The following is a 14,564-nucleotide window of genomic DNA, read 5'->3' as shown; positions in this document are numbered from 1 at the left end:
GATGAAATAAATGAATAATCATTTATAATCATCGTTTCTTTTTTCTTTTCTATATCCAATATAAATTAATACTGCAAACATAATTATCACATATATTAATGTATTTGGATCTACTTTTTTGCTGTTTTTTAATTCCTCTTTTGTAAGTTCATATGCTTTAGACAATCCTGAGGATAATGAAGATCCAGAACTACTACCTGCTCCTGATGGGTTAGCACCTCCAGAGTTTGGTCCGTCAACACCAACGTTTCCTTGGCCTTGACCATTGGTTGCTCCCTTGGCACCACTACTACCTTGGCCATTGGAGTTTCCATTTCCTCCATTTCCACTACCTTGGCCATTGGCATTTCCACCATTACTATTTCCATTACCGGTTCCATTTCCATTTCCACTACCGGAGTTTCCATTTCCATTTCCAGAACCACTGTTACCGTTTCCAGAACCAGGATTAGGTATTAAACTAGTTCCTGTACCTGAAGGTAAATTTGTATTAGTTTTACTATTTCCAGGTATAATTCCTCCAGTATTATCTTGGCTTTTACTGTTATCATTGATCTTGTACCATTCAACTTCAGATTTAGCCCAGTCTCTTTTATCTAGGTTTGCATTTCTCCAAACAGAGTCATCAGGTCCTTTTGAAGAACCCCACCAATTATGATTATCCACATCAAAAACATTCTTATTGTATGATTTGATTGTGGAGTCATCAGGTGCAAAGTTATTCATAATATTGGAATGGGAGATACTTATATTTCCATAAGCACTTTGAATAGCACCACCTGTATTTAAACCACGATTACCATTTATAGTTGAGTTGAAAATGTTAACATGATTAGTAAAGTGGTTGTATTTATAATTTCCATTATAATTTATTGCTCCACCTTCAGATGCGGTGTTATTGCTTATAAAACTATTGGTTATTGTAATATTTCCTGAAAGATAAAGTCCTCCTCCATTATTGGCAATATTTCCAATAATCGATGAACTGTCAATTATTCCATTATCTGATGAGAGGGATGCCCCTCCACCATTCTTATTTGCCTCGTTTTTAGTAATGTTTGTAGATTTAATTATAAGCTTAGTTGTAGATGCGTCAATTGCACCTCCACTATTTGAAGCCTTGTTTTTATTGAATATAGAATTATATATCTCAAGGGTAGAATTTGAACCTCCATTGAAGTATATAGCTCCTCCATTAATTGCATTGTTTGAATCAAATTTACAATTTCTTATAACTAATGAGGAATTTCCCATATTAAATATTACAGCACCTGAACCAAGATTGCAACATTTACTTACATCCTCGTTACGTGATTTGTAGGTTATACAGAATTTTGTTGAATTAATAGCAGTGTTCTTATTAAAGTTAGAATTGTATAGACTACAATTTCCTTGATTATATATGACTCCACCTTCACTAGCAGAGTTATTATAAAATTTAGATTGATTTACCATTAAATTTCCATAATTTCTAATTACTCCTCCTTTATGAGCAATATTATTACTGAAACTACTGTTGATTATATTTAAATCTCCATAATTTGTAGCTACACCACCAAAACCAGATACCTCTGTTTTATTTACATTAGTTGCACTATTATCCTCAAATGTTGAATTGACAATATTTAATCTACCTTTATTTAAGAAAACTGTACCATTACTTGAGTTTCCTTTAATAAATCTAATTTTTTCAACAGTTAATGATCCATTTTTATCAACTGTAAATAATTGGCTTTGATTAAGGTTTATTGTTACTTTTCCAGGGTTTATTCCAGATAATGTAATATTTTTTAGTATAGTTAAATTAGATTCAAAATAATCTCCATCATCTAAATAAATAACGCTATTAATTCCTTTACTTAATCCACGTGCAATGGTTTTATAAGGATTTTCTTTACTTCCATCCCCATTTTCGTCACTACCTTTTGGTGAAATGTAGATTTCGTAAGGGCTATTGTCATAAACTTTTGAATTAATAAAGTAAACAGCACTATTTGCGGTTTTTCTATTATTATCACTTACTAAATAATTCAATCTAACATATGTATTACTTGATTCACTTGGAATATATACACAATAATCATTTTCGGAATTTAAAGACTCTATGTGGTTATATTCAATTAATATTGAATTGGAATCTAAAGAGTAAATGCCAGTTTGATTTCCAGTTATTAAATCCTTGGTTATATCCTCTAGATTGCTACTGTTTAATGGTTTATTTATTATGAGAATATTGTTTTCTTTAATGGTTTCATTAATGGTATTATTTCCGAAATATCCATAACCTTTAAGGTTTTGAATCTCAATGTCATTAGAACTTATTTCTGTATTATTGGATTTAACTGATTCGATTAATTTTACTAAATCTGTATTTAACACAATCTTATTGTTTGTAATTCTAGTCTCTCTTGAATTTTCATTATTTATTAATGTAAATAATCCAGTGGTATTTCCTTGAATAATGTTGTTGCTAAAAACACTATTTCTACTACCTTTAATATCTAAAAACTCAACATTAGAACAATTATCAAAAACAATTTCATTACTTGAAACATTGTTATCTAAACCAGAATCCACTATAATTATTGGACTGGAATTAGTATTATTGATTCTGAAAATATTATTGTAGATTTTAAGATTTTCAGTATTGTTCAATATGATTCTTACTTGATTAAATATTAAATCTGAGATGATTGAATTAGAGCCGTTTTTATTAAATATTATTGTAGATGAGATAATTGAATTTCCATCATAAGAACTTATATTTAATGGAACGTCGATTATGAATGAATCAACGGTTGATAAGTTTTTAAATAAAATTTTATCATTTGATTTGATTAAACCATTTAGTCTTCCATTAGTTTTGCTTGTGAAATAATTTAAGAAATTATAATCTCCAATAATGTAGTTGGTATTCTTTATATCAACATTAAGAGAATATTTATATTTATTTAAAATATCCTTAATATTGGAATCAACTGAGTTATCATTTATTTGAATATTATTTGATTTTCTTGATATGTTAAATATTGAATCATTTCCATTTTCCTTGTTAATTATTGCAGTAATCTGATTTTTATTGATGTTAACATGGGATCCGTTGTTAATTATGATAGTTTTACTACTATCTGATTTGGTGTTAATGTCATTGTTATTGATTGTAAAGTTTTTAACATTGTTTAAAAATATTGGATATGCATTGGAGTTTCCTTTTATGATAATTCTATTTGAATCAATGTTAGTACCATTTGAGGTATTTCCTCCATTAATGTAAACTCCGTATCCTGAATTATTTAAAATATAAATATTAATGTAATTGTCAAGTATTTTACTTTCGTTTAATAGCTCAGCGGATATTCCTTTAGCATCATCATATGATTTTATAACAATATTGTTTTTGGATATTAATAATGAACTACTATTATTTGATAGATTGATTCCATCTGCTTTTGTATTGGTTTCAATATATATGTTGTTATTTGCTATTTCATCGTCATCTGAGTTAATAATTGAGATTCCATTTATATGGTTATTTTTATTGTTGTTTATTAGGGTAATATTATTTCCAGTTATTTGAATATTGTTTGTATTATTTACTGTAATTGCTTTATCATTGTTTAAATTATAAAAGGTTAAATCTTTAATAATGGTACCATCAGAACCTGAAACTAGGTCAATTGTAACATTATACAAAAAGTTATTGTCCATATTAGACATTAAAACCATTTTGTTATTGATTACTATTTTCTTATTAGTTATTATTCCAAAGATTATGACCCTGTTTGCATGTTCTTTAAATGTGTAATTTAAATATCCATCCTTTGTAAAGAAATCGTAGAAGTTATTATCATTAATTGTAATTGCCGTTGGATCTGTTAATATTCCATTAATAATATTATCAAATAGATTATCGCTTTTATTATCGGTTATCTCTCTTCTTATACCTGTAGCGTTTGTGGTAATTATATTGTTTCCAATAGTTGTGTTATAAATTAAACCATTGGTATAGATACCTTCACCATCGGAAAATATGGTGTTTGCCAGAATAGTATTGTTTTTAATTCTTACTTGAGGGCTATTAGCACTTATTCCACTTGAATTTGTTTCGATATAGTTTTCATGGATTCTATTATTTGATCCGTTAAATTGTATTCCTGAGTCTTTATTGTTTATAATTGTGTTGTTAAATATTGTATTGTTGTTAAATGTAACAATACCAATACCATAGGTATTTAATTTAACAATGTTGTCATAACAGCTGCTATTAACATAAACGTCTATAGCAGAATATGCACCATTGCTCATAGATATGTAATTATTGGATATTGTAGTATTATTCACATTGGATATTATACCTTTTAACACACTTCTATTGGTTAAAATAGTGTTGTTTTCTATTAGGGCGTTTCCTCCGTTTTTTACTGCAATTCCTGATTCGGTATTATCTAAAATCTTATTGCCTGTTATGGTAACATTTTCTCCATCAAGATTAATAGCGTCAGATACATGTTCAATGGTGTTATTAATAACTTTAGTATTATTATGTTTTCCATAGACTATTTGCATACCATAGGACATCTGGGAAGGTATTTCACTATACATATAATTATTTGAAATTAAAGTTCCAATACATACGTCAGTTGCTCCCATCCATCCTAAATGATTAAAATAAATACAATTTGACTGAACTGTTGTTAAATTGTTATATGAAATGTTATTGTAATTAGAGAGATCCATTACTAAACAACTTGTAGATTCAGTACGGGAGTTTCCAGTGTGGAATGAATTGTATATTATATTGTTGTAAGATGAATTGTATGCATAGAATGCAAAACCGAAGTTACATTCTGTATTATTAAACTTATTAAATGAAATAATGTTGTTATTTGTATTGTTTAAATAGATTCCATAGTATAATCCAATATTTACTCCATTGATATTAATATTCGATTCTTTGTTTTGAATATTGATTTTAGTAATTACTGAACCATCACTACCTTTTAATAAATATATTGCTCCATTTCTAATTATATCATTTGGACTTATACTTGTGATATAAAGTTTTTTATTTAATTTAAAGATTCTATTAGTAACATTCCCTATTTTAAGAATGTCTCCATCTTTAAATGTATCATCGGATAATAAATAACCAGTATATTTATTAAAATATTTCTCGTAATTGTCATCTGTAATTTCTATTGTTTTTCCGGCATAATCACTATTAGATCTTAATGGTTTAGTCGGTTTTATAGAAATATTACTTGTTTTATTGTCTTTATTTTTCATTTCAATATTGCGTGATGTTTTAATATTCTCTTTAGAAGTTTTGGCATTGTCTAAAGATCTTGAATCATTGTTTGTTTGGTTCTGTTCTGTAATTGAAATATCTTTTATCTGTTTTTGTTTTATAATTGAATTATTTTCAATAGTTAAATCTTTATAATCATGGTTAATTGTTAGGTTACTCGATAATCCACTGGTATTAGGGCCTGTATTGTTACTTGCATTAATTGTGCTTATTGTAGTTAATGTTAATAAAATAATTAATAGTAAGATAATATAATAATTCAAATTTTTTCTCTTTATCTTTTCACCTCCGTTTAGATTTTTAATCAAATTAAATTTTGTTCTAATTTCTAACTAAAATCATTAAAAATCAACTATTATTTATAGAATATAAAATTAATTTGATTACGATATATATATTAAATTTTATACATATTAAGTTTTTTTATATTTTTATTGGCGATTTAAATCATATCTCTTATCTTTTGATAGATATTTAATTCTATTTTAGTTTGAAGTTCCTATGGCTTTTTTAACCATTTTAAATGGTTTTAATTCGTTTTTTATCTGTTTATGGTATAATTAAACAATATGTTTAAGATTATTTTAATTTTTTTAAAATTCAATTAACAAGTAATAAATACTATTATCGATATATTAATTTTGTCAAAATTAATTTATGTTTTATCAATTATTTTTGACATTTTGAAAAAACAATTTTTTTGAAATAGAATAGATGTAATGGAGGTAAAAAAGATTAATAAAAAGATAATATTTGTATTAACTTTTTTTATCTGTGTTTTTTTAACAGTTTCTGCTGTTAGTGCTGCTGATTCAAATAATATTTCAGCAAACACAGCCAATGATTTAAATACTAATAATAATTTAAATGCTGTTAATACAAATACTCAAAATAATATATCACGTGATGGAAATGATATAAATAATGATATTTATGTCTCTCCTACTGGTGATGATTCTAATACTGGTAAAAGTAATATTAGTGCATTAAAAACTATTAATGCCTCATTATCCAAAGTAAATGAATCAGATAATGCAGTTATTCATCTTTCAGAAGGTATTTTTTCCGGTGATGGAAATAATATGATAAATATTAACTTTGCACATAATAATTACAATGGTTCTTTAACATTTGTAGGTGCGGGCTATAATAAAACTATAATTGATGGTGAAGGTCAGTATAAATTATTTACTATTTCTGCTGATTCTCGTGTAAACTTTATTAACATTAGTTTTATTAACTGTAAGGATAATACCGGTGGTGCAATTACTAATGATGGTAATGTAAGCTTTGATGCTTGTATATTTGATAGTAACAATGCAACATCTTATGGAGGTTCCATATACACCGGTGCTTTATCCACCACTACTGTTAAAAACTCATTGTTTATTAACAACTATGCTTCTCAGAGAGGCGGAGCAGCTAATTTAGGTGGAAACGTAAGTTTTGAAAACACCAAATTCATAAACTGTTCTGTTAAACAATCAGGTTGGGATGGTCAAGGTGGAGCATTAGATTATGGTTATATGTCAGCTGCTTCTGAGTACTTTAATATAATTAACTGTGAGTTTAATAATATTAAAGGAAGAGACGGTGGAGTAGGTCGTTTATTAGGTAGTAATAAAGGTATAACTAATTTTAACATTAAAAACAATAAATTTGTTAATTGTTCCGCATCTGAAAGTAAAAATGCAGATGTTTTTTATTTACTTAATGGTAAGTTAATTAATTTAACAAATAACACTGTTTCCGAATTAGGCAATAATGCACCTTTCTATATCTATTCAGGTAGTTATGTAACTGGCCTTAATATATCATTTATGAATAATGAAACTGTAAATGTTGGAACTTCAACATTCCCATTAACTGCTACTGTTACTGATGATATGGGTAATAAAATATCCGGTGGATATGTATACTTCTATATTGACGGTAATCAAGTTAGTAGTAGAGACAATACACTAGAAAATGGTGAGGCATCTATTAGTGTAACTAAATTACTTGATAATGGTGTCCATGTAATTACAGGTTATTATGAAGGTCAAGACAACCAAACTCAAACCCTTAATAATGGAGCTATTAACTTTTACATAAATAGAACTATTGTTCACATTTATGTTTCTCCAAATGGTGACGATGAGAATGGTACTGGTTCTGCAGATAATCCATATAAAACTTTAAACAAAGCTATTACTGAAGGATTTAAAAACAATGTTAATGTATATGTCCATATGGGTGAAGGTGAATATGCTGCTGATGGAAATACTGGATTTAATTTAAATACTCCAGGTTATATTAAAATCATCGGTGATTCCTATAACAAAACAACAATTATAAATAATAAATCTAATACAAGATACTTTAATTTCGGTGAACATGTTTCTGGTGATATCAGTAATGTAACTTTTGTTGGTGGAAATCATTATTCAAATTCTTCTATTTGTTCTGTAAAATCAGACGAATCTAGATTAAATATTACTGACTGTATTTTTGAAAATGTTACCAGTGCATTAGATGTTTGTAATGCTAAAATTGATAATTGTATATTTTTATCTTCTTCAGCAACAGTAAGTCTTTCTAATGTTACAAATTCTATTTTCAGTGGTGTTTCAGGTAATACTGCTTTAACATTACGTACTTCTAATATTTTCAATTCCTTATTTGAAAACAATAGTAATGGCGCAATTACTGCATCTCAGGGTGTAAGTGGACATGAAGGTGTTTCATACATAATCGATAATTGTACCTTTATTAATAATAAAGGAACTAACGGTTCAGCTATTAATTATCCTCATGGTTCTATGACCGGTGGAGATTTAATTGCTATAGTTAATAATTGTCTCTTTATTAATAACACTGCTTCTTCCTGTGGTGGTGCTTTTGCAATAGATCCTACCTTAAATATCACAGTATCCAATAACAGATTCTATAACAACACTGCAAGTTATGGTGGAGCTATTGCTGCAGGTTCAACCGATACTTTCTTTAGTAGATATAAAGGTAATGTCACTTTTGTAAATAACACTATGGAAGGTAATAACGCTACTGTTGAAGGTAGTGAGATTTATGGAATTAGTTCTAATATGAATGTTGATGTGGTATATGATGATTTAACCACTACTAAATTGTCAGATAACTTATCTGCAACTGTTACCGATGATATGGGTAATAAGATATCTGGTGGATATGTATTATTCTATATTAATGGTACTTATTTAGGTCAATCTCCATTAATCAATGGAACTTCAACCTTAATTTATGTTGGATTTAGTAATGGAACATATACTTTAAATGGTACCTACTCTTTAGGAGGAAGTAATTCTACAAGCAAAAAGAGTACTATTACAGTAAATATTGTAAGTCAACGTGAAAACATTACCTTATATGTATCTCCTAATGGATCAGATGAAACTGGTGATGGTTCTATTGATAATCCATTTAAAACTATAAATCATGCATATGAAGTAGGTATTATGAATTCAAGAAATATTTTCCTTGAATTATTAGAAGGTAATTTCACCGGTGCAGGTAATGTTAACTTAAACTTTTCTGGTAACGTTTATATTACAATTAATGGTAGAGGAATGGATAAAACTATAATGGATGAAACTCCAATAGATACTGTATTCCAACCTTCAATTACTCTCACCCCTGGTGCTGGCAAATTTGTATTATCTAACTTAACATTTACTAGTGGAGTAATTAAATACAATCAAAGTAATATGAATACTCCAGTATCTGATAATATAATTATCCCAAATGGGGCTAATGCATATATTGAAAATGTTAACTTTACAAAGAACAATGGTTATAATGGTGGAGTATTTAATAATGACGGTAAATTAACTGTTGTTAATTCTACATTCTTTAATAACGGAGACTCTAAAATTGCTTCAGCAATCTATAATACTGGTGAATTAGAAATTATCAATTCAAGTTTCATATTAAACCATGCAAGTCAGTGTACTATCTATAATAGTGGTAAGATGACTATTTTATCTTCTTTATTTGAGGATGATTTACGTTCCGGCTATATGGGCTTCTTCTACAGAATCTATAACACTGGCAATGCTGAGGTAAATGAAACCAAATTTGTTACAAGTAACAAAACCAGAAGTGAAGTATTGGACATTATTGGTAAAGGAAATGTAGGATATGGTCAAAAAGCATCATGGTGGGGACCTTCAAGAGTAGATAACCCACTATTTTCCAATAATCTATTTAACAATGGAACTATCATATATTCAAATGATATATTTGAAGATCATCCTGAAGTAATGGATACTGATAAATATGGTAATAGATATCGTCAACAAAAATGGGGAACTGATGGTATTTCCGTTAATTTAATGGGAAATACTACTATTGTCAATTCTACATTTAATAATATTCAAGCATTCCAAATAAGTAACATTAAAGATGGTTTCGGATTAGTGGATGGATGTGTATTTAATAATATTACAAATATTACAATTTCAATAGCCTATAATGGAACTAATGTTTTAATGTCTAACAATGTAATACTGTTTAATGAGAGTACTAAAAACTCTAATGGTAAATTTTATGTAAGCTTATATCAGAACATTGCATTAGGTAACATTAGCTTTGAAAACAATTGGTTTGGAAATAATAGTCAACCTGTTTATACATTTGTAAATGCTTCTAAATCAAGTACTGTTAATTTCAGAAACTGGTTAGTTTTAACATTAGATAATGTTACAAATGGAAACTTAGCACAAAATACAACACTCTCCTTTAAAAGATTTGATGGTGAAAACTTAACTGATTATAATGGTAATTTACCAGTAAGAACTTTTAAATTTGAAAGTGATGATGGTACAATTACTCCTTTAAATGGTAATATTAGTGGTCCAGTTAATGTGGAATTTGCTTTCCCAAGTACCGGTAATAAAACATTAAATGTTACTGTAGATGATCAAGTATTAACTTATAATACTACAATCTATAAGTCATCAAAACTTAATATTACTCCAAATGTTGTTATTGGAGGTAATGCTGCTGTAATTACATTAACTGATGAGGATTCTAATCCAATTGACGGTGATGTTTTAGTTAATATTGATGGTGTAGATTATCAAGTTACTGTTACCGGTGGTAAAGTTGAATTTACTCCTGAAGAATTTAATACCTTAGGAGATCATGATGTAGTATTAAGTTACAAAGGAACTGATGATTATTTACCATCAAACGTAGAAACCAAAGTATCAGTATTAATTCCAACTAATTTTGAATTTAGTTTTGATAATAAAGCTAATGTTATTGTTAAATTAGTTGATGCTAATGGTAATCCTATTAATAATGCAGATATCGGTTATTTAATTAACGGTACACCGGTTAATCAAACATTAGTTACAGATGACAATGGTATGGCAAAAATCAGTGGTTTATCTGGTAATATTAATCTAACAGCTGTATATGATGGAAAAAATCCTTATTTAGCTAATAATAAATCTATTGAAGTTTTAATGGTTCCTAGACCTGAAAAATTAGCTACTCAAATTGTTTCTTCTGATTTTAATCAGACTGCTGTTGATTATTATAAAGGTGAGCGTGGTGGATACTTTGTTGTTGCACTTAAGGATTCTGAGGGTAATGCTTTAGCTGGTAAACATATTAGTATTGGTTTTAATGGTAAGGTTTACAATCGTACAACCGATGAAAACGGTGGTGCTCGTCTTCAAATCAACCTTGCAAATGCAGGTGTCTATACTTTTGCTACTGCATTTTTAGGTGATGATGAGTGTAACGGTAGTTTTGTTGTAAATAAGATTACAGTTACTAAAAAATCTTCCACTATCACTGTTAAAGGAACCAATCCTGTTAAAGTTAGATCTTACAGGACCCTAACCTTCAATTTAAAAGGTGTTAAGGCAATTGATAAATCATCTTATGTTAATGCTATTGGTAGAACATTAAAGGTTACTGTTAATGGTAAGACATATACCTTAAAGACTGACAAGAATGGTAAAGCTACTTTGAAAGTTAGATTTACCAAGGCAGGTACTTATACCATTAAGACTGCATTTGCAGGTGACGGTACCTTTAATGCTAAGACAATGAACAGCAAGATAACTGTAAGAAAATAAAAATCGGATTTTTTAAGATAGTCAATCTTTTGACTATTTTTTCTTTTTTTTAAATTAATTATTTTTAGAATTTTTCATTTTGCCTATTTTATTTAATCAGTGTTCTTTTTTAATTTAAAAAATTAGAAGAATATATTAAGTTTTAGGTAAATTTTCTTTTATTTCTAAAATTATAATGATTGAATTAGAATAAGATTATAAAAATTAGTTTAAAGTTATATTTATGTTTTGACTGATTTTTTTTTAAAATTTTTACATAAATATAATTCTTTTATTTCTAAAATTATGATGATTGAATTAGAATAAGATTATAAAAATTAGTTTAAAGTTATATTTTTATATTTAAATAGAATTGATTTAAATCATGTTTATATTAAAAGTGGATAATTAGAAATTATAAAGTTTAAAGATTAAACTCTTTTATATTTTCATATATTGGACCATTCGGTGTTAATGTACTTTTTTTAAGATATATTTTCCTAACACACATATCACCAATCTCATAATCCCTATATTTTTTAATTTTATTCTGGACCTGATTCTTATTCCTTCCGCTTTTCATTCTACCGATTGTTAAGTGAGAAATATAATTTCTTTCGAGATTAAAACCTAATTTGTTAAACTCATGATCTAATTCCTTTTGAAGACTTTTAAGTTCTGGGTTTTCCTCAATTCCAATCCAAATAACTTTTATTCTTTTTTCATTTGGAAATGCACCTGATCCTTTAATTTTTAGTCCAAATGGCTCATAGTTTTTAATTACTTTTTCTATTGATTTTGAAATCTTGTCTATCATTTCTAAATCAATGTTTCCAAAGAATTTTAGTGTAAAATGCATGTTTTTACTTGGAACATATTTAATATTGGCGTCAATTTGTTTAAAATCATCTTCAATTGTGTTGATTTTGTTAAGAAGGTTTTTATCTACTTCAATTGCAAGAAAACTTCGAATATTATCACTCATAATATCATCATAAAAAAAGTAGTTGTTTTTAAGAAAAAATATAAAAATTAAGTTAAAAACTTAATTTTATTGTGTTTTTTTGAATTTATAAAAAGTATCTATTTTTCAATAATATTTTCATCAATACTCATTCCAAAATGGCGAGCTTTTTGATCTATGAAGACCTTAATCTTATCTCCTTTTTTCAAGTCAGCAACAGATAAAGGTTTTCCATCGTTATCTACTACACGAATTGTCTCAGCATTTTGAACTAATGTTTTGATTTTTACATCTTCATATTCTGCTTCAATTAATAGGAGTGGTCTTTTTTCTATTTTAGATCTACCAACATAAGCCTTTCTTGTTTCACCATCAGTATTGACTATTAATACTTCATCTCCAACTTCAAGCTCTGATAGATAACGTGTTTTTCCACCAGGAACCATTACATATGCTTGAACTGGTCCTGCATTAACTCTAAAAGGTCTTGATGCCACATATTCACTTTCTAAACTTTCGGAGTGAACAAAAATCATAGCTTTTGAATATGAACCAATAAGCATTCCCTCACCTGGTTCCATTATTGCAGTAGTATCTATGCAAACTCTATCGCCTGAGCCAAGTGGGGTTACATTGGTGACTGTTGCATCTTTAAGACTATAAGTTTCCTGAGATAAATTCTCAATCAATTTTGAAATTTCTTTGATCTGATTAAAGTCTTTAGGTTCAAAGATAACACCATCTGTACCTACTTCTAAAGTTTCAATTGCTACTTTTGCATCTTCTACAGATTCTACAGCTGCTATGAGTTTAACATCTTTAGTTTGTAAGTCAGCAATAATGTTTTCAAGTGGGATTACAGTCCAATCTTTTCCAACAAGAATTAAATAATCACAATAATCTCCAAGTTTAACTGCTAACTGTTCATGATTCTTATCAGTTATCTCTATATAGGCACATACTGGTTTATTTAAGTTTTTAAATTTTTTTGCCTCAGCTAAATCTTTAGATTTATCTAAATTTTCATCTAATTCAAGTGTTCCATCTCCCTCAGAGGAAATACCAACAAGATAAATATCACTATCTTCACTATTTGATACAATATTTATATTTCCAAGTTTTCTTATGTTCTCATTATTTTCACTTGAAAAATTTACAATATGGTCAATTCCAGATTCAAGAGATGTTGTAATCATTTCTTTTGTTTCATCCCAACTACTTAGTGGGTTTAATATCCAAGCAAATTTTTCTGACATTACATATCTCCTTTTTGATTTTGAAAATAGATTAAATTTTATAAATCCTATATGATAGGTATTTATATATTTAATTTATTTTTTGATATTTTTTGGTTTATTTAAGTATTTCTAAAGCATCTTCAACATCAACATTATCATGTACAATACTTGAAACTGCTTTTGTTATCTTTTCAGGATTTTCAGCTTGGAAGAAATTACGGCCAAATGCTACTCCTGCACCGCCGACTTCAATGGAATCTTTGGTCATTTGGAGTAAATCTTTATTTGAATCTACACTAGGACCACCTGCAATAATGACAGGTACTAATGCACCTTCCACAACCTCTTCAAAACTAGCTGGATCTCCAGTATAATTGGTTTTTACAATATCTGCTCCAAGTTCTGCACCTACACGTGCTGCATGTTTTACAAGATTAACATCATGTTCATCTTTTATATTAGGTCCACGTGGGTACATCATTGCAAGAAGTGGCATACCCCATTGACTGCAGGTTTCAGCAACTTCTCCTAAAGATTCTAACATGTATGGTTCAGTTTCGGAACCTACATTTACATGTATGGACACTGCATCTGCGCCAAGTTGTATAGCTCTTTCAACAGAGGTTACGATAACCTTATTATTAGGGTCTGTACTTAAAGAGGTACTTGCTGATAAATGGATAATAAGACCAATATCATTACCATATCCTCTATGACCATTTTCCACAATACCTTTATGCATGAGTACTGCATTTGCTCCACCTTTGGAGATATTCTCAATGGTTTTATCAATGTTTACAATACCTTTAACAGGACCGTCTGATACACCATGGTCCATAGGTGCTATAACTGTCCTTCCAGTTTTACGATTTATAATACGTTCTAATCGTATTTTCTTACCTATCATATTTTTGTCTCACTTTTTAAATTATTTTTAAAATATCTATTTTTTTAATTTAATAGATATT

At 28.3% G+C, this 14,564-nt stretch carries 5 protein-coding genes; 1 reads left to right on the top strand and 4 read right to left on the bottom strand.

Going from position 1 to position 14,564, the window contains the following annotated elements:
* Window positions 1-18: 18 nt before the first annotated feature.
* Window positions 19-5,571 (bottom strand): right-handed parallel beta-helix repeat-containing protein, encoded by a 5,553-nt coding sequence (locus ON24_RS03730; RefSeq protein WP_040682006.1) that lies wholly within the window; start codon window positions 5,569-5,571, stop codon window positions 19-21.
* A gap of 456 nt (window positions 5,572-6,027) precedes the next feature.
* Here ON24_RS03730 and ON24_RS03725 point away from each other — a divergent pair, with 456 nt between their 5' ends.
* The gene (locus tag ON24_RS03725; RefSeq protein WP_040682005.1) at window positions 6,028-11,415 is read left to right on the top strand and encodes a beta strand repeat-containing protein; all 5,388 of its coding nucleotides are present in this window, start codon (window positions 6,028-6,030) and stop codon (window positions 11,413-11,415) included.
* Between the two features lie 403 nt (window positions 11,416-11,818).
* Here ON24_RS03725 and thpR read toward each other — a convergent pair whose 3' ends face one another.
* The 3 genes from thpR to ON24_RS03710 form a co-directional block, all read right to left on the bottom strand.
* Window positions 11,819-12,379, bottom strand: a complete 561-nt coding sequence (gene thpR, locus ON24_RS03720) for an RNA 2',3'-cyclic phosphodiesterase (protein WP_050553545.1) — start codon at window positions 12,377-12,379, stop codon at window positions 11,819-11,821.
* A gap of 98 nt (window positions 12,380-12,477) precedes the next feature.
* The gene (locus tag ON24_RS03715; protein ID WP_040682004.1) at window positions 12,478-13,614 is read right to left on the bottom strand and encodes a 3-dehydroquinate synthase II; all 1,137 of its coding nucleotides are present in this window, start codon (window positions 13,612-13,614) and stop codon (window positions 12,478-12,480) included.
* A gap of 97 nt (window positions 13,615-13,711) precedes the next feature.
* Window positions 13,712-14,503 carry a 2-amino-3,7-dideoxy-D-threo-hept-6-ulosonate synthase gene (locus ON24_RS03710; RefSeq protein ID WP_016358252.1) on the bottom strand — a complete coding sequence of 264 codons (792 nt, stop codon included), beginning with the start codon at window positions 14,501-14,503 and terminating at the stop codon, window positions 13,712-13,714.
* Between the last annotated feature and the right edge of the window lie 61 nt (window positions 14,504-14,564).

Origin of the sequence: Methanobrevibacter boviskoreani JH1, from assembly GCF_000320505.1 — an archaeon.
GTDB classification, from domain to species: domain Archaea; phylum Methanobacteriota; class Methanobacteria; order Methanobacteriales; family Methanobacteriaceae; genus Methanarmilla; species Methanarmilla boviskoreani.
Note: the sequence above shows the minus strand (reverse complement) of the source record. Positions and strands in the feature narration are given on the sequence as shown.